At 61.9% G+C, this 17,186-nt stretch carries 19 protein-coding genes; 15 read left to right on the plus strand and 4 right to left on the minus strand.

Translation table 11 applies throughout. From position 1 onward, the window contains the following. Position 1: 1 nt before the first annotated feature. Both alr and HPO_RS00950 read right to left on the minus strand, forming a co-directional pair. Positions 2 to 1,060 carry an alanine racemase gene (gene alr, locus HPO_RS00945; RefSeq protein ID WP_084324081.1) on the minus strand — a complete coding sequence of 353 codons (1,059 nt, stop codon included), beginning with the start codon at positions 1,058 to 1,060 and terminating at the stop codon, positions 2 to 4. Between the two features lie 48 nt (positions 1,061 to 1,108). Further along, positions 1,109 to 2,587, minus strand: a complete 1,479-nt coding sequence (locus HPO_RS00950; protein ID WP_233349249.1) for an MFS transporter — start codon at positions 2,585 to 2,587, stop codon at positions 1,109 to 1,111. 146 nt (positions 2,588 to 2,733) lie between these two features. Between HPO_RS00950 and HPO_RS00955 the strand changes: the two genes are divergently transcribed. The 14 genes from HPO_RS00955 (at position 2,734) to HPO_RS19455 (ending at position 13,789) form a co-directional block, all read left to right on the plus strand. Continuing rightward, complete coding sequence (locus HPO_RS00955) at positions 2,734 to 3,219, plus strand: hypothetical protein (protein WP_241767844.1); 486 nt, start codon at positions 2,734 to 2,736, stop codon at positions 3,217 to 3,219. A gap of 64 nt (positions 3,220 to 3,283) precedes the next feature. Next, on the plus strand, positions 3,284 to 4,486 hold the full coding sequence (locus HPO_RS00960) for a DUF2336 domain-containing protein (RefSeq protein ID WP_035593352.1): 1,203 nt from the start codon (positions 3,284 to 3,286) through the stop codon (positions 4,484 to 4,486). Between the two features lie 127 nt (positions 4,487 to 4,613). After that, positions 4,614 to 5,069 (plus strand): Na+/H+ antiporter subunit E, encoded by a 456-nt coding sequence (locus HPO_RS00965; RefSeq protein ID WP_233349251.1) that lies wholly within the window; start codon positions 4,614 to 4,616, stop codon positions 5,067 to 5,069. Beyond that, positions 5,066 to 5,362 carry an MrpF/PhaF family protein gene (locus HPO_RS00970; RefSeq protein WP_035593356.1) on the plus strand — a complete coding sequence of 99 codons (297 nt, stop codon included), beginning with the start codon at positions 5,066 to 5,068 and terminating at the stop codon, positions 5,360 to 5,362. The genes HPO_RS00965 and HPO_RS00970 overlap by 4 nt, the downstream gene beginning before the upstream one ends. A gap of 1 nt (position 5,363) precedes the next feature. Beyond that, positions 5,364 to 5,732, plus strand: coding sequence for a monovalent cation/H(+) antiporter subunit G (mnhG, locus tag HPO_RS00975; RefSeq protein ID WP_035593359.1), 369 nt, complete (start codon positions 5,364 to 5,366; stop codon positions 5,730 to 5,732). Further along, positions 5,729 to 6,340, plus strand: a complete 612-nt coding sequence (locus HPO_RS00980; RefSeq protein ID WP_035593361.1) for a DUF4040 domain-containing protein — start codon at positions 5,729 to 5,731, stop codon at positions 6,338 to 6,340. Before mnhG ends, HPO_RS00980 begins: the two co-directional genes overlap by 4 nt. Further along, entirely contained in the window at positions 6,337 to 6,789 is a 453-nt protein-coding gene (locus tag HPO_RS00985) for a Na(+)/H(+) antiporter subunit B (protein WP_035593363.1), read from the plus strand. Before HPO_RS00980 ends, HPO_RS00985 begins: the two co-directional genes overlap by 4 nt. Positions 6,790 to 6,792: 3 nt before the next feature. After that, positions 6,793 to 7,293, plus strand: coding sequence for a cation:proton antiporter subunit C (locus HPO_RS00990; protein ID WP_035593366.1), 501 nt, complete (start codon positions 6,793 to 6,795; stop codon positions 7,291 to 7,293). Beyond that, entirely contained in the window at positions 7,290 to 8,828 is a 1,539-nt protein-coding gene (locus tag HPO_RS00995) for a monovalent cation/H+ antiporter subunit D family protein (RefSeq protein WP_035593368.1), read from the plus strand. The genes HPO_RS00990 and HPO_RS00995 overlap by 4 nt, the downstream gene beginning before the upstream one ends. Beyond that, positions 8,825 to 10,303: a monovalent cation/H+ antiporter subunit D family protein gene (locus tag HPO_RS01000; protein ID WP_035593370.1), complete on the plus strand. Its 1,479-nt coding sequence runs from the start codon at positions 8,825 to 8,827 to the stop codon at positions 10,301 to 10,303. The genes HPO_RS00995 and HPO_RS01000 overlap by 4 nt, the downstream gene beginning before the upstream one ends. Positions 10,304 to 10,328: 25 nt before the next feature. After that, on the plus strand, positions 10,329 to 10,772 hold the full coding sequence (locus HPO_RS19450; protein WP_051612131.1) for a hypothetical protein: 444 nt from the start codon (positions 10,329 to 10,331) through the stop codon (positions 10,770 to 10,772). Further along, the gene (locus HPO_RS01010) at positions 10,772 to 12,547 is read left to right on the plus strand and encodes a Na(+)/H(+) antiporter subunit D (protein ID WP_035593373.1); all 1,776 of its coding nucleotides are present in this window, start codon (positions 10,772 to 10,774) and stop codon (positions 12,545 to 12,547) included. Before HPO_RS19450 ends, HPO_RS01010 begins: the two co-directional genes overlap by 1 nt. 180 nt (positions 12,548 to 12,727) lie before the next feature. Further along, positions 12,728 to 13,141 carry a Ros/MucR family transcriptional regulator gene (locus HPO_RS01015; RefSeq protein WP_035593659.1) on the plus strand — a complete coding sequence of 138 codons (414 nt, stop codon included), beginning with the start codon at positions 12,728 to 12,730 and terminating at the stop codon, positions 13,139 to 13,141. 147 nt (positions 13,142 to 13,288) lie between these two features. Continuing rightward, positions 13,289 to 13,789 carry a PAS domain-containing protein gene (locus HPO_RS19455; protein WP_051612132.1) on the plus strand — a complete coding sequence of 167 codons (501 nt, stop codon included), beginning with the start codon at positions 13,289 to 13,291 and terminating at the stop codon, positions 13,787 to 13,789. A gap of 108 nt (positions 13,790 to 13,897) precedes the next feature. Here HPO_RS19455 and HPO_RS01025 read toward each other — a convergent pair whose 3' ends face one another. Then, positions 13,898 to 14,317: a SufE family protein gene (locus HPO_RS01025; RefSeq protein ID WP_114106980.1), complete on the minus strand. Its 420-nt coding sequence runs from the start codon at positions 14,315 to 14,317 to the stop codon at positions 13,898 to 13,900. An 85-nt stretch (positions 14,318 to 14,402) separates the two neighbouring features. Then, entirely contained in the window at positions 14,403 to 15,374 is a 972-nt protein-coding gene (locus tag HPO_RS01030; RefSeq protein WP_035593374.1) for a hypothetical protein, read from the minus strand. 160 nt (positions 15,375 to 15,534) lie between these two features. Between HPO_RS01030 and HPO_RS19460 the strand changes: the two genes are divergently transcribed. Next, the gene (locus HPO_RS19460; RefSeq protein ID WP_084324082.1) at positions 15,535 to 17,136 is read left to right on the plus strand and encodes a sensor histidine kinase; all 1,602 of its coding nucleotides are present in this window, start codon (positions 15,535 to 15,537) and stop codon (positions 17,134 to 17,136) included. Positions 17,137 to 17,186 lie beyond the last annotated feature (50 nt).

Raw genomic sequence — 17,186 nt, forward strand, 5'->3', positions numbered from 1 at the left:
CTCAGCGGTAAACACGTTGCACTCTGGGGCCAAGGCCTGTCAGCAGTTCGTAACCCAGCGTGCCACAGGCAGATGCCTGCGCCTCGAGTTTGGCGTTCTCGCCCAGAAATTCAACCCGTTCGCCGATTTTCGGTTGTTTGGTGCAGCCCGTGATGTCGATCGTTATCAGATCCATCGAAATACGCCCCAGGACGGGGCACGGCAGATCGCCCAGCCAGGCGGTCATCTGGCCGCCGCCGGAGCGGGGTATGCCATCGGCATAGCCAAGGCTGCAGGTGGCCAGAAGGCGGTCCTCGGTCAGCGTATGAGTGGCGCCATAGCCGACATGCCCGCCGGCGCGCCCGGTGAAGACCGAGAGAATGCTGGCCTCAAGGATCACGGCGGTCTTCAGATCGATCCCTGCCGGAGGCTGGGTGCCGCCATACAGGGCGAGGCCGGGGCGGGTCAGGTCGTAAGCGAACTTCTTGCCCAGATAGCAGCCATTGGAATTGGCAAGGCTGGCAGGGGTGTCAGGGAAGGCATCAGCCACTTCGTTGAAGGCCTTGCGCTGCTGCGCGTTCATCGGATGGTCCGGCTCATCGGCGCAGGCAAGATGGCTCATCACCAGCACCGGCTGCAGCCGCCGCAGGCCGGCCAGTTCCTTCTCGCCCAGGTCTGTCGGCAGGCCGAGGCGGTTCATCCCGGTATTGAACTGCAAGGCGCAGGAGCCCTGCACGGTATTGTTCCAGAGGAGGACATGGGCCTCGCTGGAAAGGACGGCTGTGAGATCTGCGTCCCGGTAAAGGGCGAGATCCCGGCCGGGCATGGGCCCGTTCAGCACAAAGATGCGGGCCGCCTTGCCGGCCGCCTTGCGGACAGCGGCGCCTTCTTCCGGATAAGCCACGAAGAACGTCTGGCAGCCGGCAATCCGCAGGGCGCGCGCAATCCGCGCGATGCCCAGACCATAGGCATCTGCCTTGACGACAGCTGCCGTGGTTGCGCCCGGATGCAGGGCATCAAGCGTCCTCCAATTATCGGCAATATTACCGGTCAGGACCGTGGCGCGGGGCATGTGGCTCATGGGCCCATCGCTAGGCGAGTTTCAGCGCCTTGTCATCCTGCCCGCCTGCTACTTGCCGCCTTCATGATGGGCGACCCAGGCAGACCCCTTCATGTTCCAGACAGGCGTGAAGAACACCATCCAGAGGATCAGCAGGATCATGCCGCCGGCAGGCACCACGGCGATCTTCTGAGGGCCGAAAAGGTCGACCAGCAGCCCCATCAGCGCGGCGCCGAAAGGGGCCCCTGCCATGAAGCCAAGCTGGTAAATGGAAAGGACGCGCGCGAGTTTCTCTTTTGGGGCTGCGTCCTGGACGATCGACCGGCTCATGGCGATGGAGATGCCCGCCGCATTGCCCCAGATGAACACGATCATCAGGAACGCCCAGTGCGGCACTACCCAGAGCATCGGGATCATGCCGGCAGATGCGATGAACTGGGCGGTCAACAGCAGGCGGCCCTGGCGCTTGATGCGGCGGAAGATCGCCAGCACGACGGATGAAGCAAAGGCGCCCATCCAGAAGGTGACGAACATGTCCCGGATACCGGACGAGCCGAAATGGTAGACATCCCGGTTGATGATCGGCAGCACGACCAGGAAAGACCCGATCACGAACACGCCGACACCGAACATCAGCAGTGTCATGGCCGAGAGCTTTGCATCGCTGCGCACGGCTTTCACGCCATCGAGGATGTCTCCGACAGCCGCGCCGAGCCCCTTGCGGCCTGTGCGCACCTGGCGCCCGCGGGCCATGAAGAGGGCAAAGCCTGCGCCGCAGGCCAGCGCGATGCCCTGAACAATCAGCAGGGTGCTGGCCGAAATCGGGCCGACCGAGAACCCGCCAAGCCAGGGCGGCATACGGGTCGCCTTGTCGGCATAGCCGGCCAGGACGAGCCCCCCGATCTGCGCGAGGAACTGCGCCATGGTGGCGAGCGTCACCCCCAGCTGCAGGGTCACGCTTGAGCCGACGCGCATCCGCCGCTCGACCACTTCATTCACGATGGCGTCGCGCGCGGGCATCATGAAGGCGCCAATGGTGCCGATGGCCAGCGCGTAAAAGATCATTGCCAGATAGCTCAGCTCTCCGCGTGACACAGCCAAAGCGAGAAAGAGGGATGGCACCGCAGCGAGAAGATGAAGCAGGATGAGCAGGCGGCGGCCATCGGCGCGCTCTGCCACCACGCCGCCAATCAGAAGGAACACCACTGACGGGGCCGACAGGGCCATATTGGCAAGACCGAGCGCGAGGCCGTCCAGATGCAGGTGGTTTCGCCCGGTGATCAGGTACGGAAAGAGGACAAGCTGTAGCCCGAACGCCATGAACCAGCTGCACTGGACACCGAGATAGGCGGGCAGTTCGATCTTCACGCCGCGGCGCAGTTTCCTGGCCCGCCAGTTGGTGGCGGTTACCAGAAAGGATGCGCCGGCGGTAATCGCTTCGCTGACGCCGCTGACCGGTGACGTCACGTTGACGGTCGCATCCACGGCGGCCGGGCTGGTTTCCTGCGCGCGCGTTTCTTCGGCGTCTTTTCCGGCGTCTTCTGTCACTGATTGGTCCCCACGCGGCGCATACTCATACAAACCTGCCGATAATGGAACCCGACCGCTAGCAGCAGCCGGGCATGGTTGCAAAGGCAGGACTGTGCCGATAGGTTTTTTATGACTTGTAAACCATGTGGGTGAGGTCTCTTCCAATGCGGACGTTCCGGTACGCGGTCAGCTGGGGCATCGCCTTGGCTCTGGCGGCGATGTTCCTCCATTTGACGCTGCATCCCTGGCCGGCACCGGTTGCAGGAGACGTGAAATTCTTCGATCCGCCGGGGCAGCACGCCGTGTTCGCCGCGCTGGCCGAGAAATCAGGGATCACGCTGTTCGAGCCGGCTGGCCGGTTTGTTGCCGGGCTGCTGGAGCTTGTGGCGGCGATCCTGATCCTTTTGCCCTTCAGCCGCCGGCTGGGGGCCGTGATTGCCGTGCTGATTTTCGGCACCGGCGTTGCGCTGCATCTTTCTCCCTGGCTGGGCCGGGAGATTGCCATGCCGGATGGGGCGCTTGACGGCGGAACCCATTTCCTGGTGGCGGTGATCCTGCTGGCGCTCAGCCTGTTGCTGCTGGTCGTGCACCCGGGGCGGTCGCGCACCAGCCGGGTGCTGACGCCTGCTCAATACTGGCGGCAAGCGTAAACCTGGCTCCATTTCTCATTAATCAATTGATGCAAATCTGCCGGGCGCTGCCCGAGGTTTGCGCATGGCTGACGCCACAGAATCCAGGACACATCTGCCGGTAGGGGCTGCTCAGGAAGCGCTTCTCCGCCGGATACTGGATGTTGTCTCAATGCCGGCGTCCCGCATTCCGCCGCAGGACCGGCAGATGGCCGGCGATATTCTGCTCGATATGCTGTTTCATGCCGGCGAGCGCGAGCGTGTGATGTGTTCCGCGCGCCTGGCGGGCAGCCGTGAGGCGCCCCGGCGGCTCCTGCGGTATCTTGCCCAGTCGAACTTTGCAGTCGCGCGGCCTCTGCTGGAAGAAAGCGAGGCGTTCGACGATTGCGACCTTGCGGAGATCGTCCGGCAGACTACCCCCGAACACAGGCTGGCGGTGGCCCGCCGGCGCAACCTCTCTGTGGCCGTCACCGCTGCCATTTCAGATGTGGGTGAGCCTCATGTCGTGCGCGAGCTGCTGGCAAACCGGACAGCGGCCTTCGCCGAGACGACCATGGACAGGCTGATCGCCGCTTCCCGGGACGAGCCCGGTTATTGCCCGCTGCTGGCTGACCGGATTGAACTGAAGCCCTCTCATGCGATGGCAATGTTCTGGTGGGCAGATGCCGCCACGCGGCGGAAGATACTGACACGCCATGCGGCCGAGCGTCAGGAGATGATCTCCCTCTGCTCGGACGTGTTTGAAATGGCAGCGGCAGAAGGCTGGCAGGATCCCGTCACGCGCAAGGCGCTGCAGCTGATCGAAAGGCGCCAGCGCAACCGCGCTGCGATTGAGCGCAGCCCGTATGAGAGTCTTGAAGACGCGGTTCATGCTGCGGCCAGCGAGGGCATGGAAGCCAAGATTGCCCAGGAGATCGGGTATCTCTCAGGCATCAAGCCGGTGACGGCCGCCAAGATATTGTCCGATCCGGGCGGGGAAGCCCTGGCTGTACTCTGCAAGGCAACCGGTCTGAAGCGCGAATATCTCGCGATGCTGTGGACGGCATTACGCCGTCCGCTGGAGCTAGACCCCGGCATGCCTCATCCGCAATTCCAACTGGTTGCGGAAACATATGAGGTCCTTTCGGTGCTCAAGGCGCAGACAACACTGCGGTATTGGAACTGGGCTTTGTCCTCGGCTTACTCGCCTGCGGCGCTACGCCACGCCCAATCCTTGGGAGAGCCCGCCAATGAAGAGGCTGCGTTCTCGACCGCACAACGCACCGCCCGCCTCGTCTTCGGGCGTTAGTGTCTTTTTCGGGGCGAACGGGCTTTTCAAGCGGGCCCGCGCCCTTTAGGTGGGTCGTTCACCAAATTGGGATCGGTCGGAGCTGAGGGGCGCTGTGGCGTATTTCTTGGGACTACTGGCGGCCTTGGTGGCTTTCTGGCTCGGTAATTCGGGCCACTACAAGCCGCTGATGCTCGGATTTGGCGGCGCCTCGGTGCTGCTGACGATGATACTGGCTTACCGGCTGGACATCATCGATCGCGAAGGCGCGCCGTATGTGCGGCTGCCTCAGCTGATGAAATATTATCCTTGGCTGGCGGTTGAAGTCGTGAAGTCGAACTGGGTTGTGATCCGGGCGTGCCTGCGCGCTGATCTCGACATCACTCCCACGCTCGCGAAGATCAAAACCACCTGCAAGACCGACCTCGCCCGAGTGACATTCGCCAACTCGATCACCATGACGCCGGGCACGGTGACTGTGGAGATCGAAGGGGACAAGCTCCTCGTGCATGGGCTCTACGAGTCCGGCACGGAGCCGGAGGGCTTCATCGAAATGGACAAACGTTGTGCCGCCGCCTGCGACCCGAAGGAGGGCCGCGTATGACCGCTGCTGCTCTGATCGCCATTCTGATCGGAATGGTGCTTCTGCTCGTGCGCGCGCTGATGGGGCCGACGCTCTATGACCGCATTCTGGCGGTCAACGCCTTCGGCACCAAAACCGTGCTGGTCATCGGGCTGCTCGGCTATGTGATGGGCCGGCCCGACTTTCTGGACATCGCAATGATCTACACGCTGATCAACTTCGTCACCACGATCGCGATCCTGAAATTCTTCCGCTACCGTTCTTTCCAGGTGCCTCTTGCCCGGCGGGTTGATCCTGCCAAAGGCGGTGAATGACATGGGCGAATTCCTTGCGAACATTGGAAATTTCTGGGAGTTCCTGCGTCATCCGCTGGGCGGGCTGGCATGCCTTGCCGGCGGGTTTCTCTGCATTGTCAGCGCCATCGGTGTGCTGCGCTTTCCCGACTTCTACACCCGCCTTCACGCGGCCAGCGTGACCGATACATCCGGCGCCGCGCTGCTGTTGATCGGCATGGCGCTGATGGCGCCCAACTGGCTTGTCCTGGTCAAGTTGCTCTGCATTTTCATATTCCTGTTCCTCACCAGCCCGACAGCTTCACATGCGCTGGTGAATGCCGCGCATGTGGCCGGCCTGCAGCCGCGGATTGGCCCGGTGGGTGCTGCTAATCCGGAGGACGAAGCATGAGGGAGCTGTTTACGGCAGATGCCGGCCCGCTGCTGATCAACATCACGCTTCTGGCTATCCTGTTCATTGTGGCGCTTGCCATTGCAAGACTGCGCAGCCTGTTTGCGATCGTCATGCTGTCGGGCGTCTATTCGCTCGTCTCCGCGGCCTGGTATATCGCGGTGGATGCTGTCGATGTGGGCTATACCGAAGCAGCGGTTGGGGCGGGCATGTCCACAGCGGTGCTTCTGGGGGCGATGCTGCTGACGGCACGGACCGCCAAGCCGGAGAAGCCGCTGTCGAAACTCGGCCCGTTCCTGGTCTGCGGCGCCACTGCTGCCATGCTGATCTACGCAACCGTCGACCTGCCGGGCCTCGGCGATCCCAATTCCCCCGCCAATACCGGACCGGGCATGACCTATGTGCATGTGAACTGGTTCGATACGGGCGTTCCGAACGTCGTGACCTCGGTTCTGGCTAGCTATCGTGGCTTTGATACGATGGGCGAAACGGTCGTGGTCTTTGTTGCCGGTCTGGCCGTTGCCATGCTGCTGGGCTTTGGCGAGCGGTCTCTTGCCGAAACGCTGCGGAACAAGAAGCGCAAGGGCAAAGAGGGCGATGCATCATGAAGAGTGATCATCACGTGATTTTGCGCGTCATAGGCAAGTGCTTCATTCCGCTGATCGTGATCTACGGATTTTACGTCCAGTTCCATGGTGAAGTGGGGCCGGGCGGGGCCTTCCAGGCTGGCGTGGTGCTGGCCGTTGCCATCATCCTTCATTCGCTGACATTCGGCCTCGTTACTACGATGCGCGCTGTGCCGCCGGTATTCGCCCGGACGCTGGCTGCCGTTGGTGTGCTGATCTATGTCGGCGTCGGTTTCTGGTCGATGATGCAGGGGGGGCTGTTCCTGGAATACCAGGCGCTGTTCGGCGAGCCTCCGGGCGGTCATGACGGTCAGCATGCAGGCATCATCATCGTGGAACTGGGTGTGCTGTTTGCGGTCACCGGCGCGATGATTACCATCTTCTACGCGCTGGCCGGCCGCGTGGCTGAAATCCGTGACGAGGACTGGTAAGCCATGGTCGAATTTGTTCTCGAACGCGCAGGCTACTGGGCAATCATCTGTCTTATGATGATCGGCCTTTATATCGCCTTTTCTGCAGAAAATCTCATCAAGCGCCTTGTCGGCCTGTCGATCTTCCAGACGACGATCTGCCTTTTTTATGTGTCGCTTGCCAAGGTCAGCGGCGGAACGGCGCCGATCCTTCTGCCGGAAGATACCCCTTATCATTCCGACCCCGTACATGATGGCGTGAATGGTCCTGACTCTTTACTGGCGGCGACAGGCGAGCGGTTTGCAGACCTGCATCACGCCTATTCCAATCCGTTGCCGCACGTTCTGATGCTGACGGCTATCGTCGTCGGTGTCGCCACGCTGTCGCTTGGCCTCGCGCTGATCGTCCGTATCCGTGAAGCTTACGGCACCATCGAAGCTGATGAGGTTCGCGAGATCGACATGCAAACCGCGCTCGCCCAGGAACTCGAAGCAGACAAAGACATCAAAGAGGCTTCGGCATGACGCTGGAATCCGTGCTGACCTCCGCGCCCGCCTGGGCGCTTGCGCACGCGCCGGTGCTGCTCGTTGCGGTGCCGATGCTGATCGCGCCGCTCGTGGCGATCTTGCCCAACGGGCGCGCAGCCTGGCTTATTTCCGTGCTGACGGCGGGCGTTTCCTTCTACCTGGCCATCGTCACATTGGCATTGGTGCAGTCCTCGCCGACGGGAATACTCTCTTATGAGATCGGCCGCTGGCCACCGCCCATCGGCATTGAGTTCCGGACCGATGCGCTGAATGCGATGATCCTGCTGCTGGTGACCGGTATCGGTTTCCTGGCTTCGGTATTTTCCTGGCCGACGATCACGTCCGAGCTCAGCAATCGCAACAAGCTCGGCATGTTCTATGCGGCCTTCCTGCTCTGCATGTCCGGCCTCCTGGGCGTGGCATCCACCGGGGACGCGTTCAACCTCTTCGTCTTCCTCGAGATCAGTTCGCTGGCGACCTATGTGATGGTTGCCATGGGGGCGCGGCGTGACCGGCGCGCGCTGCCGGCGGCCTTCAACTATCTGATCATGGGAACGCTGGGCGCCAGCTTCTACATTGTTGGCATCGGCTTCCTCTATGCGGCCACCGGCACGCTGAACATGGCCGATATCGCAGATCGTCTGCCCGCGCTGACTGACAATCGTTCGGTCCAGGTCGGCTTCGCCTTCATCATTGTCGGCCTCGGCCTGAAGGCGGCAATGTGGCCGCTCCACCAATGGCTGCCTAACGCCTATTCCTACAGCCCGAGCTTCGTTACCGTCTTCCTGTCGGCAACGGCGACCAAGGTGGCGCTCTACGCTCTGGTGCGGTTCCTGTTCACCGTCTTCCGCCCGGAATACAGCTTCGAACTGGCAAGTTTCTCCTGGGTGCTCGCGCCGCTCGGAATAGCTGCGATGGTGATCTGCAGTTTCCAGGCTGTGTTCCAGACCGATGTGCGCCGTGTGCTGGCCTATTCCTCCGTCGCGCAGGTCGGGTACATGCTGCTGGGCGTGTCGCTGGCGACGGCCCCCGGTGTCGCTGCGGGCCTGCTTCACCTCTTCAATCACGCCCTGATGAAGGGCGCGCTGTTCATGGCGATCGCCGGGATCGTGATGACCCATCAGGGTACGACGATCCGCGACTTTGCCGGCCTTGGCCGCACGGCGCCGTGGACGATGACGGCCTTTGCCATTGCCGGTCTCTCGCTGATTGGTGTGCCGCTGACGGCAGGCTTCATGTCGAAGCTGCAGCTCGGCTACGCGCTGTTTGCCGAGGGCTGGTGGTGGGCGGTGCTGCTCGTCGTTTTCTCGAGCTTCCTGGCTGTCTTCTATGTCGGCCGTATTCTTCAGGCGGCCTTCTTCCAGCCGCCGCTCAACCCGCGCAAAACCCATAAGGAGGCGCCGCTGCTGATCCTTGTGCCGCTCTGGATACTGGCGCTCGCCAATCTTTATTTCGGCATCGCCGCCGACTTCCCGCTGGGTCTTGCCCGTGACGGGGCGGTGGCTGCCCTTGGTGTGGAGGCGTTCCGATGAACCCGGAAACCCTCATTGCGGCGGTCCTTATCCTGCCACTGCTGATCGCGGCGGGCATTGCCGCCATGGGCAAGTTCCCGAACATCCGGGAAGGCGTCACGATTGTCGGATCGATTGCGCTGTTTGCCGTGGTGATCCAGCTGGCGGCGCTGGTGTCGTCCGGGGTGCGCCCGGAACTGTTTGTCGGCCAGGCGGCGCCAGGGCTGGCGATTGCGTTCAAGCTGGAACCGCTTGGCGCCTTGTTTGCAGTCGTGGCCAGCGGTCTCTGGATCGTGAATTCGTTCTATTCCATCGGCTACATGCGCGGGAACCGCGAGCGGAACCAGACGCGTTTCTACATCTGCTTTGCCATTGCCATCTGCGGCGCCATGGGCGTTGCCTCTGCGGGCAATCTGTTCACGCTTTTCATCTTCTATGAAGTGCTGACGCTGTCGACCTATCCCCTCGTCGCGCACAAGGGAGATGCCGCAGCCCAGCGCGGCGCACGCATCTACCTGCTGACCCTGCTTGGCACTTCCATCGGTTTCTTCCTGACCGCGATCATGTGGACCTGGTTCGTGGCCGGTCAGCGTCTGGATTTTGTCGATGGCGGTCTTCTGGCGAATGTCCAGATCTCGCCGGCCGTGGCCAGCGCCCTGCTGCTGCTGTTCGTGTTCGGCATCGGCAAGGCCGCGCTCATGCCGTTCCATTTCTGGCTGCCCAACGCGATGGTCGCGCCAACGCCGGTCTCTGCGCTGCTGCACGCGGTGGCCGTCGTGAAGGCAGGGGTGTTCACGGTGCTGAAGGTGTCGATGTACATCTTCGGCGCAGACTTGCTGAATGCGACACCTTCCCGCGAATTCCTGATGGATGTGGCGTGTATCACCATTGTGGTGGCGTCGCTGATTGCGCTGACCAAGGACAATCTCAAGGCGCGTCTTGCCTATTCGACCGTGGCGCAGCTGGCCTATGTCACCCTCGGCGCCATGCTGGCAGACAAGGCCGGTTTCATGGGCGGTTCGCTGCAGATCGCTGCCCACGCCGCCGCCAAGATCACGCTCTTCATGTGCGCCGGCGCCATCTATGTGGCCACGGGCCTCACCAACATCTCCGACATGCGCGGCCTCGGCCGGAAGATGCCGCTGATCTTCATCGCCTTCTTCATGGCCTCTCTGTCGATCATCGGGGTGCCGCCCTTTGCCGGGGACTGGCCGAAATATGAGCTGATGCAGGGCGCGGTCGACCGCGGGGCAGACTGGGTGCCGTTCATCCTGATCGCATCCTCGGTGCTCAACATTGCCTATCTGCTGCCGATTCCGATCCTGGCGCTGATGCCGCCGCCGCCGGAAGCTCCGGTGAAGGAGTTTAAACGGCCGGGCGGGGCACCCGCATTGACGGTGGCGGCACCGCTGTTCACGGCCTTCCTCTGCCTCATCCTCTTCCTGCTGGTCGATCCGATGGGTGACTTCCTGGCCCCGCGCTCGATGCGGCCATAACCACAGTTCAGGAGGCCGCGCTGCCATGAGCAACGACACGACCCCTCCCGTACGGGATACGTCTGGCCGCTTCGTGAAAACGGCGGCCGAAAAGGTCAATGCCATGAGCCGGACCCCGGACGACGGTATCCATCCCATGTCCCGCGTTCTCTTTGGCTGGACCGAGAAGAAGGGTATTGGCGGGATCATCTTCTGGGGCATGGCGGCCCTGTCGATCATTCTGGTTCTGCTGGACCTGATTGTGCCCCGTCATGAGAAGATCGGGATCGCCAATGCAGTGGGCTTCTACGCCCTCTGGGGCTTTGCGGCCTTCTCCTTCGTTGTGCTGATGGGCTGGCCGCTGGGCAAGCTGCTGCGCCGCGACGAAAACTATTATGGCGATCTCAGCGGCCCGCCCGCCGATATCGATCCAGCTATTGCTGACCGCCTGAATGCGGGCGAACCCAAAGCGTTTGAGGGAGAAGAATGATGCCGGCTTGGCTTGCTGCCCTCAATCCCGGCTGGCTGATGATCCTTGTGGGCATCGCCGCCCTGTTCATCCCATACCGCCAGGTCCGCCAGGTGCTCACCGTTGGCACGCCCATCGCCGCGATCGCGCTGCTCGTAATGGCGCCGCATGAAGTGGACCTGCTGACCGCCGAAGCACTCGACATTACCTTCAGCTTCTACCGCGTCGACAGCCTGAACTTCATTTTCGGCCTCGCCTTCCTCATCGCGTCGCTGCTGAACGCCATCTATGCGCTGCACACGAACAATCCCCGCCAGGACGGTATGGCGCTGGCCTATGCCGGCGCGGCCGTTTCGGCGAGTTTCGCCGGCGACCTGATGACGCTGTTCGTCTTCTGGGAAATCACCGCGATCACTTCGGTCTTCCTGATCCTGCAGGCAGGCACGCGTGCGGCCTACTTTGCCTCGATGCGCTATCTGGTGATCCAGATCCTGTCGGGCGTGATCCTGCTGGATGGCCTGTCCTATGTCTGGCGGTACAATGGCACGCTGTCACTTGAAGCCTTTCAGAGCTTCAGCGATCCCGGTGCGATCTACATTTTCATCGCGCTCGGCATCAAGGCGGCCTTCCCCTTCATGCATAACTGGCTGCAGGATTCCTATCCCAAGGCCTCCGTGGTCGGAGCGGTGGTTCTGTCTGCCTTCACCACGAAGCTTGCGGTGTATGGTTTCGCGCGCCTGTTCCCAGGTTTCGATGCGCTGATCTGGATCGGCGCGATCATGACCGTCTTCCCGGTCTTCTTCGCGGTGATCGAAAACGATCTGCGCCGGGTTCTGGCCTATTCGCTGAACAACCAGGTCGGCTTCATGATCTGCGCCATCGGCGTGGGCACAGCCGGGGTTGGCAATGCGCTCGCCCTCAATGGCGCCAGCGCGCATGCCTTTGCCCACATCATCTACAAGGCCCTGCTGTTCATGAGCATGGGCGCGGTGCTTTACCGGACGGGGACGACCAAGGCGTCGGAACTGGGCGGGCTTTACCGCTCCATGCCCTGGACGACGCTGTTCTGTATCATCGGCGGTCTGTCGATCTCGGCCTTCCCGCTATTCTCCGGCTTTGTGGCCAAATCGCTGACGATGAGCGCGGTGGCCTATGAAGGCGTGTCGGATCCCCCCATGGTGGTTGTCTGGCTGATGCTGCTCTTTGCCTCTGCCGGTGTGCTTGAGCATTCAGGCATCAAGATCCCGTATTTTGCCTTCTTCGGCCATGACAGTGGCAAGCGGGTGAAGGAAGCGCCGTTCAACATGCTTCTGGCCATGGGGATGGCGGCGTTCCTGTGTATCGCTGTCGGCCTGCCGGCGATCATTCCGGGCTTTGGCTATCAGTGGCTCTACAGCCTCCTGCCTTATCCGATTGAGGCCTCGAGCTACCAGCCCTTCACGCTGGAACATATCCTGACCCAGATGCAGCTTCTGGTGCTGGCCACCTTCGCCTTCATCCTGCTCAAGCGTTTCGCGCTCTATCCGGCCGAGAAGCCCGGCACGATCCTCGATACCGACTGGTTTTACCGCAAGGCCGGCTATGGCTTTGTCCAATGGTCGGGCACCGTCTGGGGCAAGATGGGGCCGGCAACGTCCACTCTGTTCACGCGGTTGTCGGAGCGGGCCTACAAGCGGTTGGAATCTGCCTTCAGTCCGCGAGGCGAGATCGCGCGGGGCGGCTTGTCCGGCGGGGCATCCATCTGGACCGCCGTTATCCTGGCGGCCGTACTGCTGATGTCTTTCCTGTCGGCATAGCGGGATAACAAAACGGCCAGCCGGTTCATCTTGGCTGGCCGATTTTTTCCATTCGAACCTACTCTCACTGGTGCAATAAAGCCTCAATGGAAGCAGTCCGGCAGCCAGTGTCGGAATTTCTGTATTTGACGTTTGTCAGAGGTGACATACGCTTCCCAAGTAATCGATGGGGTGCTGGGTATGCCGGAAGAAGAGAACGTATCGGTCAGGTCGAACGATTTCGTTGTATATGCTACAGAAATCGTGGCTGCGTATGTCCGGAATAATGCGGTGCAAACGACTGAACTTCCGGATTTGATTCGCAATGTTCACCGCTCTCTTGTGGAGCTCGGCGACCCGGTAAGTGAACCGGAGCGGCTCAAACCGGCGGTTTCGGTGAAAAAATCCATCCAGCACGACTATCTGATCTGCCTGGAAGACGGGCTGAAATTCAAATCTCTGAAGCGCCACCTGCGGTCCAAATACGACATGTCGCCGGATGAGTATCGCGAGAAGTGGGGATTGCCGGCAGACTATCCCATGGTGGCGCCAGGTTATTCCGCGCAACGTTCAAAACTGGCCAAGAAAATGGGTCTCGGCCGGCAAGAACGCTAAGCATAGCGCAAGAAAACGCGGGTCGTTGCGAAATCGAAATGAAATATTTCGCTAATCTATGTTAACAAATTCCTTCGTTGACTCTTGATCCCGGAGTCTACTCGCGCGATAGGTGATTCTTATCGAATCACCGCGGGGGCGGCAGTCATGCGTCAACAGAATGTTTTTGCAGGCATCACCGATGCTCAGGAAGTGCTGATCCAGCACTGGCAATCGCGCCGTGATGGCCATGGCCGGGTTGCGCGGGACAATATCGATCCCGGCGCCCTGCGCAGCGCGCTGGCCTGTATTTCAATCGTCGAAGTGGATGGGGCCGGGGAATGCCGGTTCCGGATCGCCGGATCGAGGCTGCGCGAGATTTTCGGTGTCGAGGTGCGGGGCATGCGCCTGACTGAAATCGCCGGAGCTCATGGCGAGTGTTATGCTCTCGGACTATCAGCCGCGCTGGAGCGGGGCGAGCCGGTGGGCGGCATCATCGAGACCGGCGGGCGTATCCATGCCTGGCTCCGCTTACCGCTGGTGGGTGATGATGGCGCGCTCAGCCAGGTTCTGTGCCATGACGAGCTCCTGCCAAGCCGCCGCTTGCTCCGGACCATCCCCAAGGATGACCGGCTTATCCAACATCCCAGATCGCGTTTTGCCGCCTGATCCCCAGCATTTTCCGGGCGCTTGCTTGCCGCGGAGGCGGAGGCCCAAGACAGCCCTCTCTGCGCTGATTGCGGCTTATGACCTTGCCGTCAGGGGGCGCTGAAGGCGCTAGCCTGCCAGCGCGGCCCCGGCATCGCGCCGGATGCGCGCCAGCATCGAAGCGAGCCCATTCGACCGCTGCGCTGTCAGAGCGCCTTTGACGCCGATCTCGTCGAGGAAGCTTTCCGCATCGAAGGCCGCCGCTTCCTTCAGGTCCGATCCGGAATACAGCCGGATGAGCAGGGCGATCAGTCCGGAAACGATCATTGCATCGGATTCGGCCCGCACCTTGATCTGGCCATTCTCGATCCGGGTGACCATCCAGACCTGCGAGGCGCAGCCGCGCACCTTGTTCTCCTCGGTGCGCTCCTCGGCGTTCAGCGGCGGGTTCTGCTTACCCAGATCAATGATGTGGGCGTAACGAGCCTCCCAATCCTCCAGCCAGGAGAATTCTTCTCGGATGTCGGCAGCGGCGTCTTGAATGCTCATCGGCGTCATCTGGGGCAAGCGGGGCAAAAAATAAACCCCGGCGCAGGCGCTGCGCCGGGGTTCAATGAAAATCTGCAGCTTGCGCCTATTTGTAAACGGCGCCGAGGCAGTCAGCGATTTCGGCAAGCGCGTGCTGGCTGATGCAGTGGGGAACCTCAAACTCCTGACCCACGCCGGCGACGCAGCCTTGCAGCTGAAGGTTCTGCATCTTCATGCAGCTCTGGACGCTGGGCTCCAGCATCACACGGCTGAGCTTGGCTTCTTCAACCGCGTCGGCGCCCAGAATGCGCAGCGCAGCCACCGAAGCGATCTGGTTTGCCACCGGCTCCTTGCCATACTTCACCTTCTTCTTGCCGCCGGTGAAACTACCGGTGAGGAAGGTGGGCAGGCGTACGGCCGTTGCCACATCAGATGCGGTCGCAACGGCTGTCGTCACGCCGGCTGCATTGGTGTCTGAAAGCGGCGTGGCGCTGGGCGCGACGAGGGCGGCGAGGATAAGATTGTCGGCCGCCTGGCCTTTGCCTTGCAGCACTTTGACGTTTTCCGCGCGGCGGCTGCCATCGCGGATGCGCGACTTGGCCCAGCCATAGCCTTGAAGGGAATAACCTTGCTCCTTGACGATGGCAGCGTTGGAATAAAGCCGTGCGAGATCTTCATCTGTCACAGCGATCGCAGAACCGACCGCATCGTCACCGCCTTTGAGCGAGCGGGCATAGCCCCCACCGGTGGCGAAGCTGTTGACCACACGGTCACGGCCATAAAAGGCCTCGATATCGCGTACGTTGGCGCGGAAATCGGGATCCTGCGAGGCGACCAGGGCGGAGTAGGAAATCCAGCCCCGCGTCAGCTGATCGGCATTGTAGGAGCCGAGCGTTTCAAGGGCGGCATCAATGTCGCCCGAAGATTTGAAAGGTTTACCACCGACTTTATCTGCGTCGGACTGGTAGGTCATATAGACGGCGGCCTTTTCCGAGACCGGGTCCTTGCCTTGAGCTATCGATACGCCGGCAAGCCCAGCTACTGCCAGAACCGCTGCGAAAACCCGCAATGCAGCCATGTTTCTCTCTCCCTCACGCGACACGCGATAGTGATGCCTTAACTTCCCTGACGGGGGAACCTCGCCTTGTCTGTTTGCCACATTACAAATACAGCAGGTGATCGTTCTGGCAGAAAATGCCTAATAAATCTCTCTGGGGTGTTAACGCTTGGACCCCCGTATGTCGCAGAAGCGATTACAGTTTGTTCACGTTGCCTGGCTCGCATTGTGCGGCGGCAGCGGGCTTGCGGGCCTGATCGCAGGTGCGCCCCTGTGGCCGGTGCTTGCGATCATGGTTACCGCGAGCGTGCCCGGAATCGCGGGAAGCCTCGTTCCGGCAGGTGATTCGCTTTGGCGCGGACTGGTCGTGATTGCCTGGACGGTGGTGGCTCTTGCCGGACTGATTCTGACCGGTGGGGGCGCTTCTCCCTTAACCATACTGCTACTGGCGGCGCCTCTGGCCGGGCTTCTGGCCGGCGCCCGCCGCATGGCCGCCGAAGCGGGGGTTTTTGCAACCTTCGCCCTGTTCCTGGTGCTGGTGGGCGGGGCCCTTGGCTGGGTGCCTCAGCCTGCCGGATGGGCCGGGGCCGTAGCGGTTCCATTTGCCTTTTCCGGGCTCGTTGTTTCCGCGCTGATGGTGTGGATGCTGGTGCATTCCGGACTGGCAGAAAAACTCCAACAGAAACTCCAACCAGACGCCGCTGCGCTACCGGAAACCTCCAACCATGCTGCGGCCCCCGCCCGCCCGATGGTGCCGCCTCTGCCCGGACATGGCGCCGCGCTGCTGGATGTGACGCCGGAAGGCCGCCTGCGCGGCGCGGCCGGGGACACGTTTGGGCTGCGGGCCTTGAGGCCGGGCGCGGCGTTGACCTCACTTTTCGAACCAGGCGGGCTGCCCGGCGATATTACTCAGCCGGGCGCATGCGTGACCGGGGAAGCCACGCTGATTTCCGGGCAGCGTGTTCTGATTGCCGCCGAGACCAGTTCTGGCGGCGCAGCGATACTCCTCTTCGCGCCGCCGGCGGGGCTGCCCGACCCTCAGGAGGATGCGCGCGCGGACTTCGAGGAAGAACTGAAAAGGCGCACGGCCTTCTTCGCCTCTCTGGGCCATGACCTGCGTACACCCCTGCACGCCATTCTGGGCTATGCCGAGATCATGCAGGCAGAACTCATGGGGCCGATGCCCGAGGTGTATGCGGATTATCCGGCAATCATCCATGAGAGCGGTACGGACCTGCTGCTACTGGTCGATGACATACTCGACCTGGCCCGCGCCGAGGCTGGCCAACCCCGCCTTGATCCCGAGCCTGTGGATCTGTCGGCCTCCGCAGAGTCCGTCATGCGCCAATTGAAAGGTCACGCTGACCGCGCCGGGGTAACGCTGAAGCTGAAATCCCAAGGCGAGGCCTGGGCAGAGGCTGACGCCCGCGCCGTGCGCCAGATCTGGCAGAACCTGGTCTCCAACGCGATCAAGTATTCCGGCAATGGCAAGACCGTTACCCTGGAAACCCGGATTGAGGGGGGAGCTGCGATCCTCAGCGTTCAGGACAGGGGCGCGGGCATTCCCGCCGCCGATCTTGCCCGCCTCACCCAGCCCTTTGCGCAGGCGACGGGCGCCAAGGCCGGGACCGGGCTTGGCCTGTCGGTCGTGCGCCGGTTTGCAGAGCTGCATGGCGGTGAGCTGCGCCTGAGTTCGAAACCGGGCCGGGGAACCAAGGCAGAGGTGATCCTGCCTCGCGCCAGTGACGCCGATCTCAGACCGCTCGATGAAGCGGCGGAATGACCACCTTTTCGCCGTGTTTGTGTGTATTTCTGGGTTAACGCGGTTCTGAG

The sequence above is a fragment of the Hyphomonas polymorpha PS728 genome (assembly GCF_000685315.1).
GTDB classification, from domain to species: domain Bacteria; phylum Pseudomonadota; class Alphaproteobacteria; order Caulobacterales; family Hyphomonadaceae; genus Hyphomonas; species Hyphomonas polymorpha.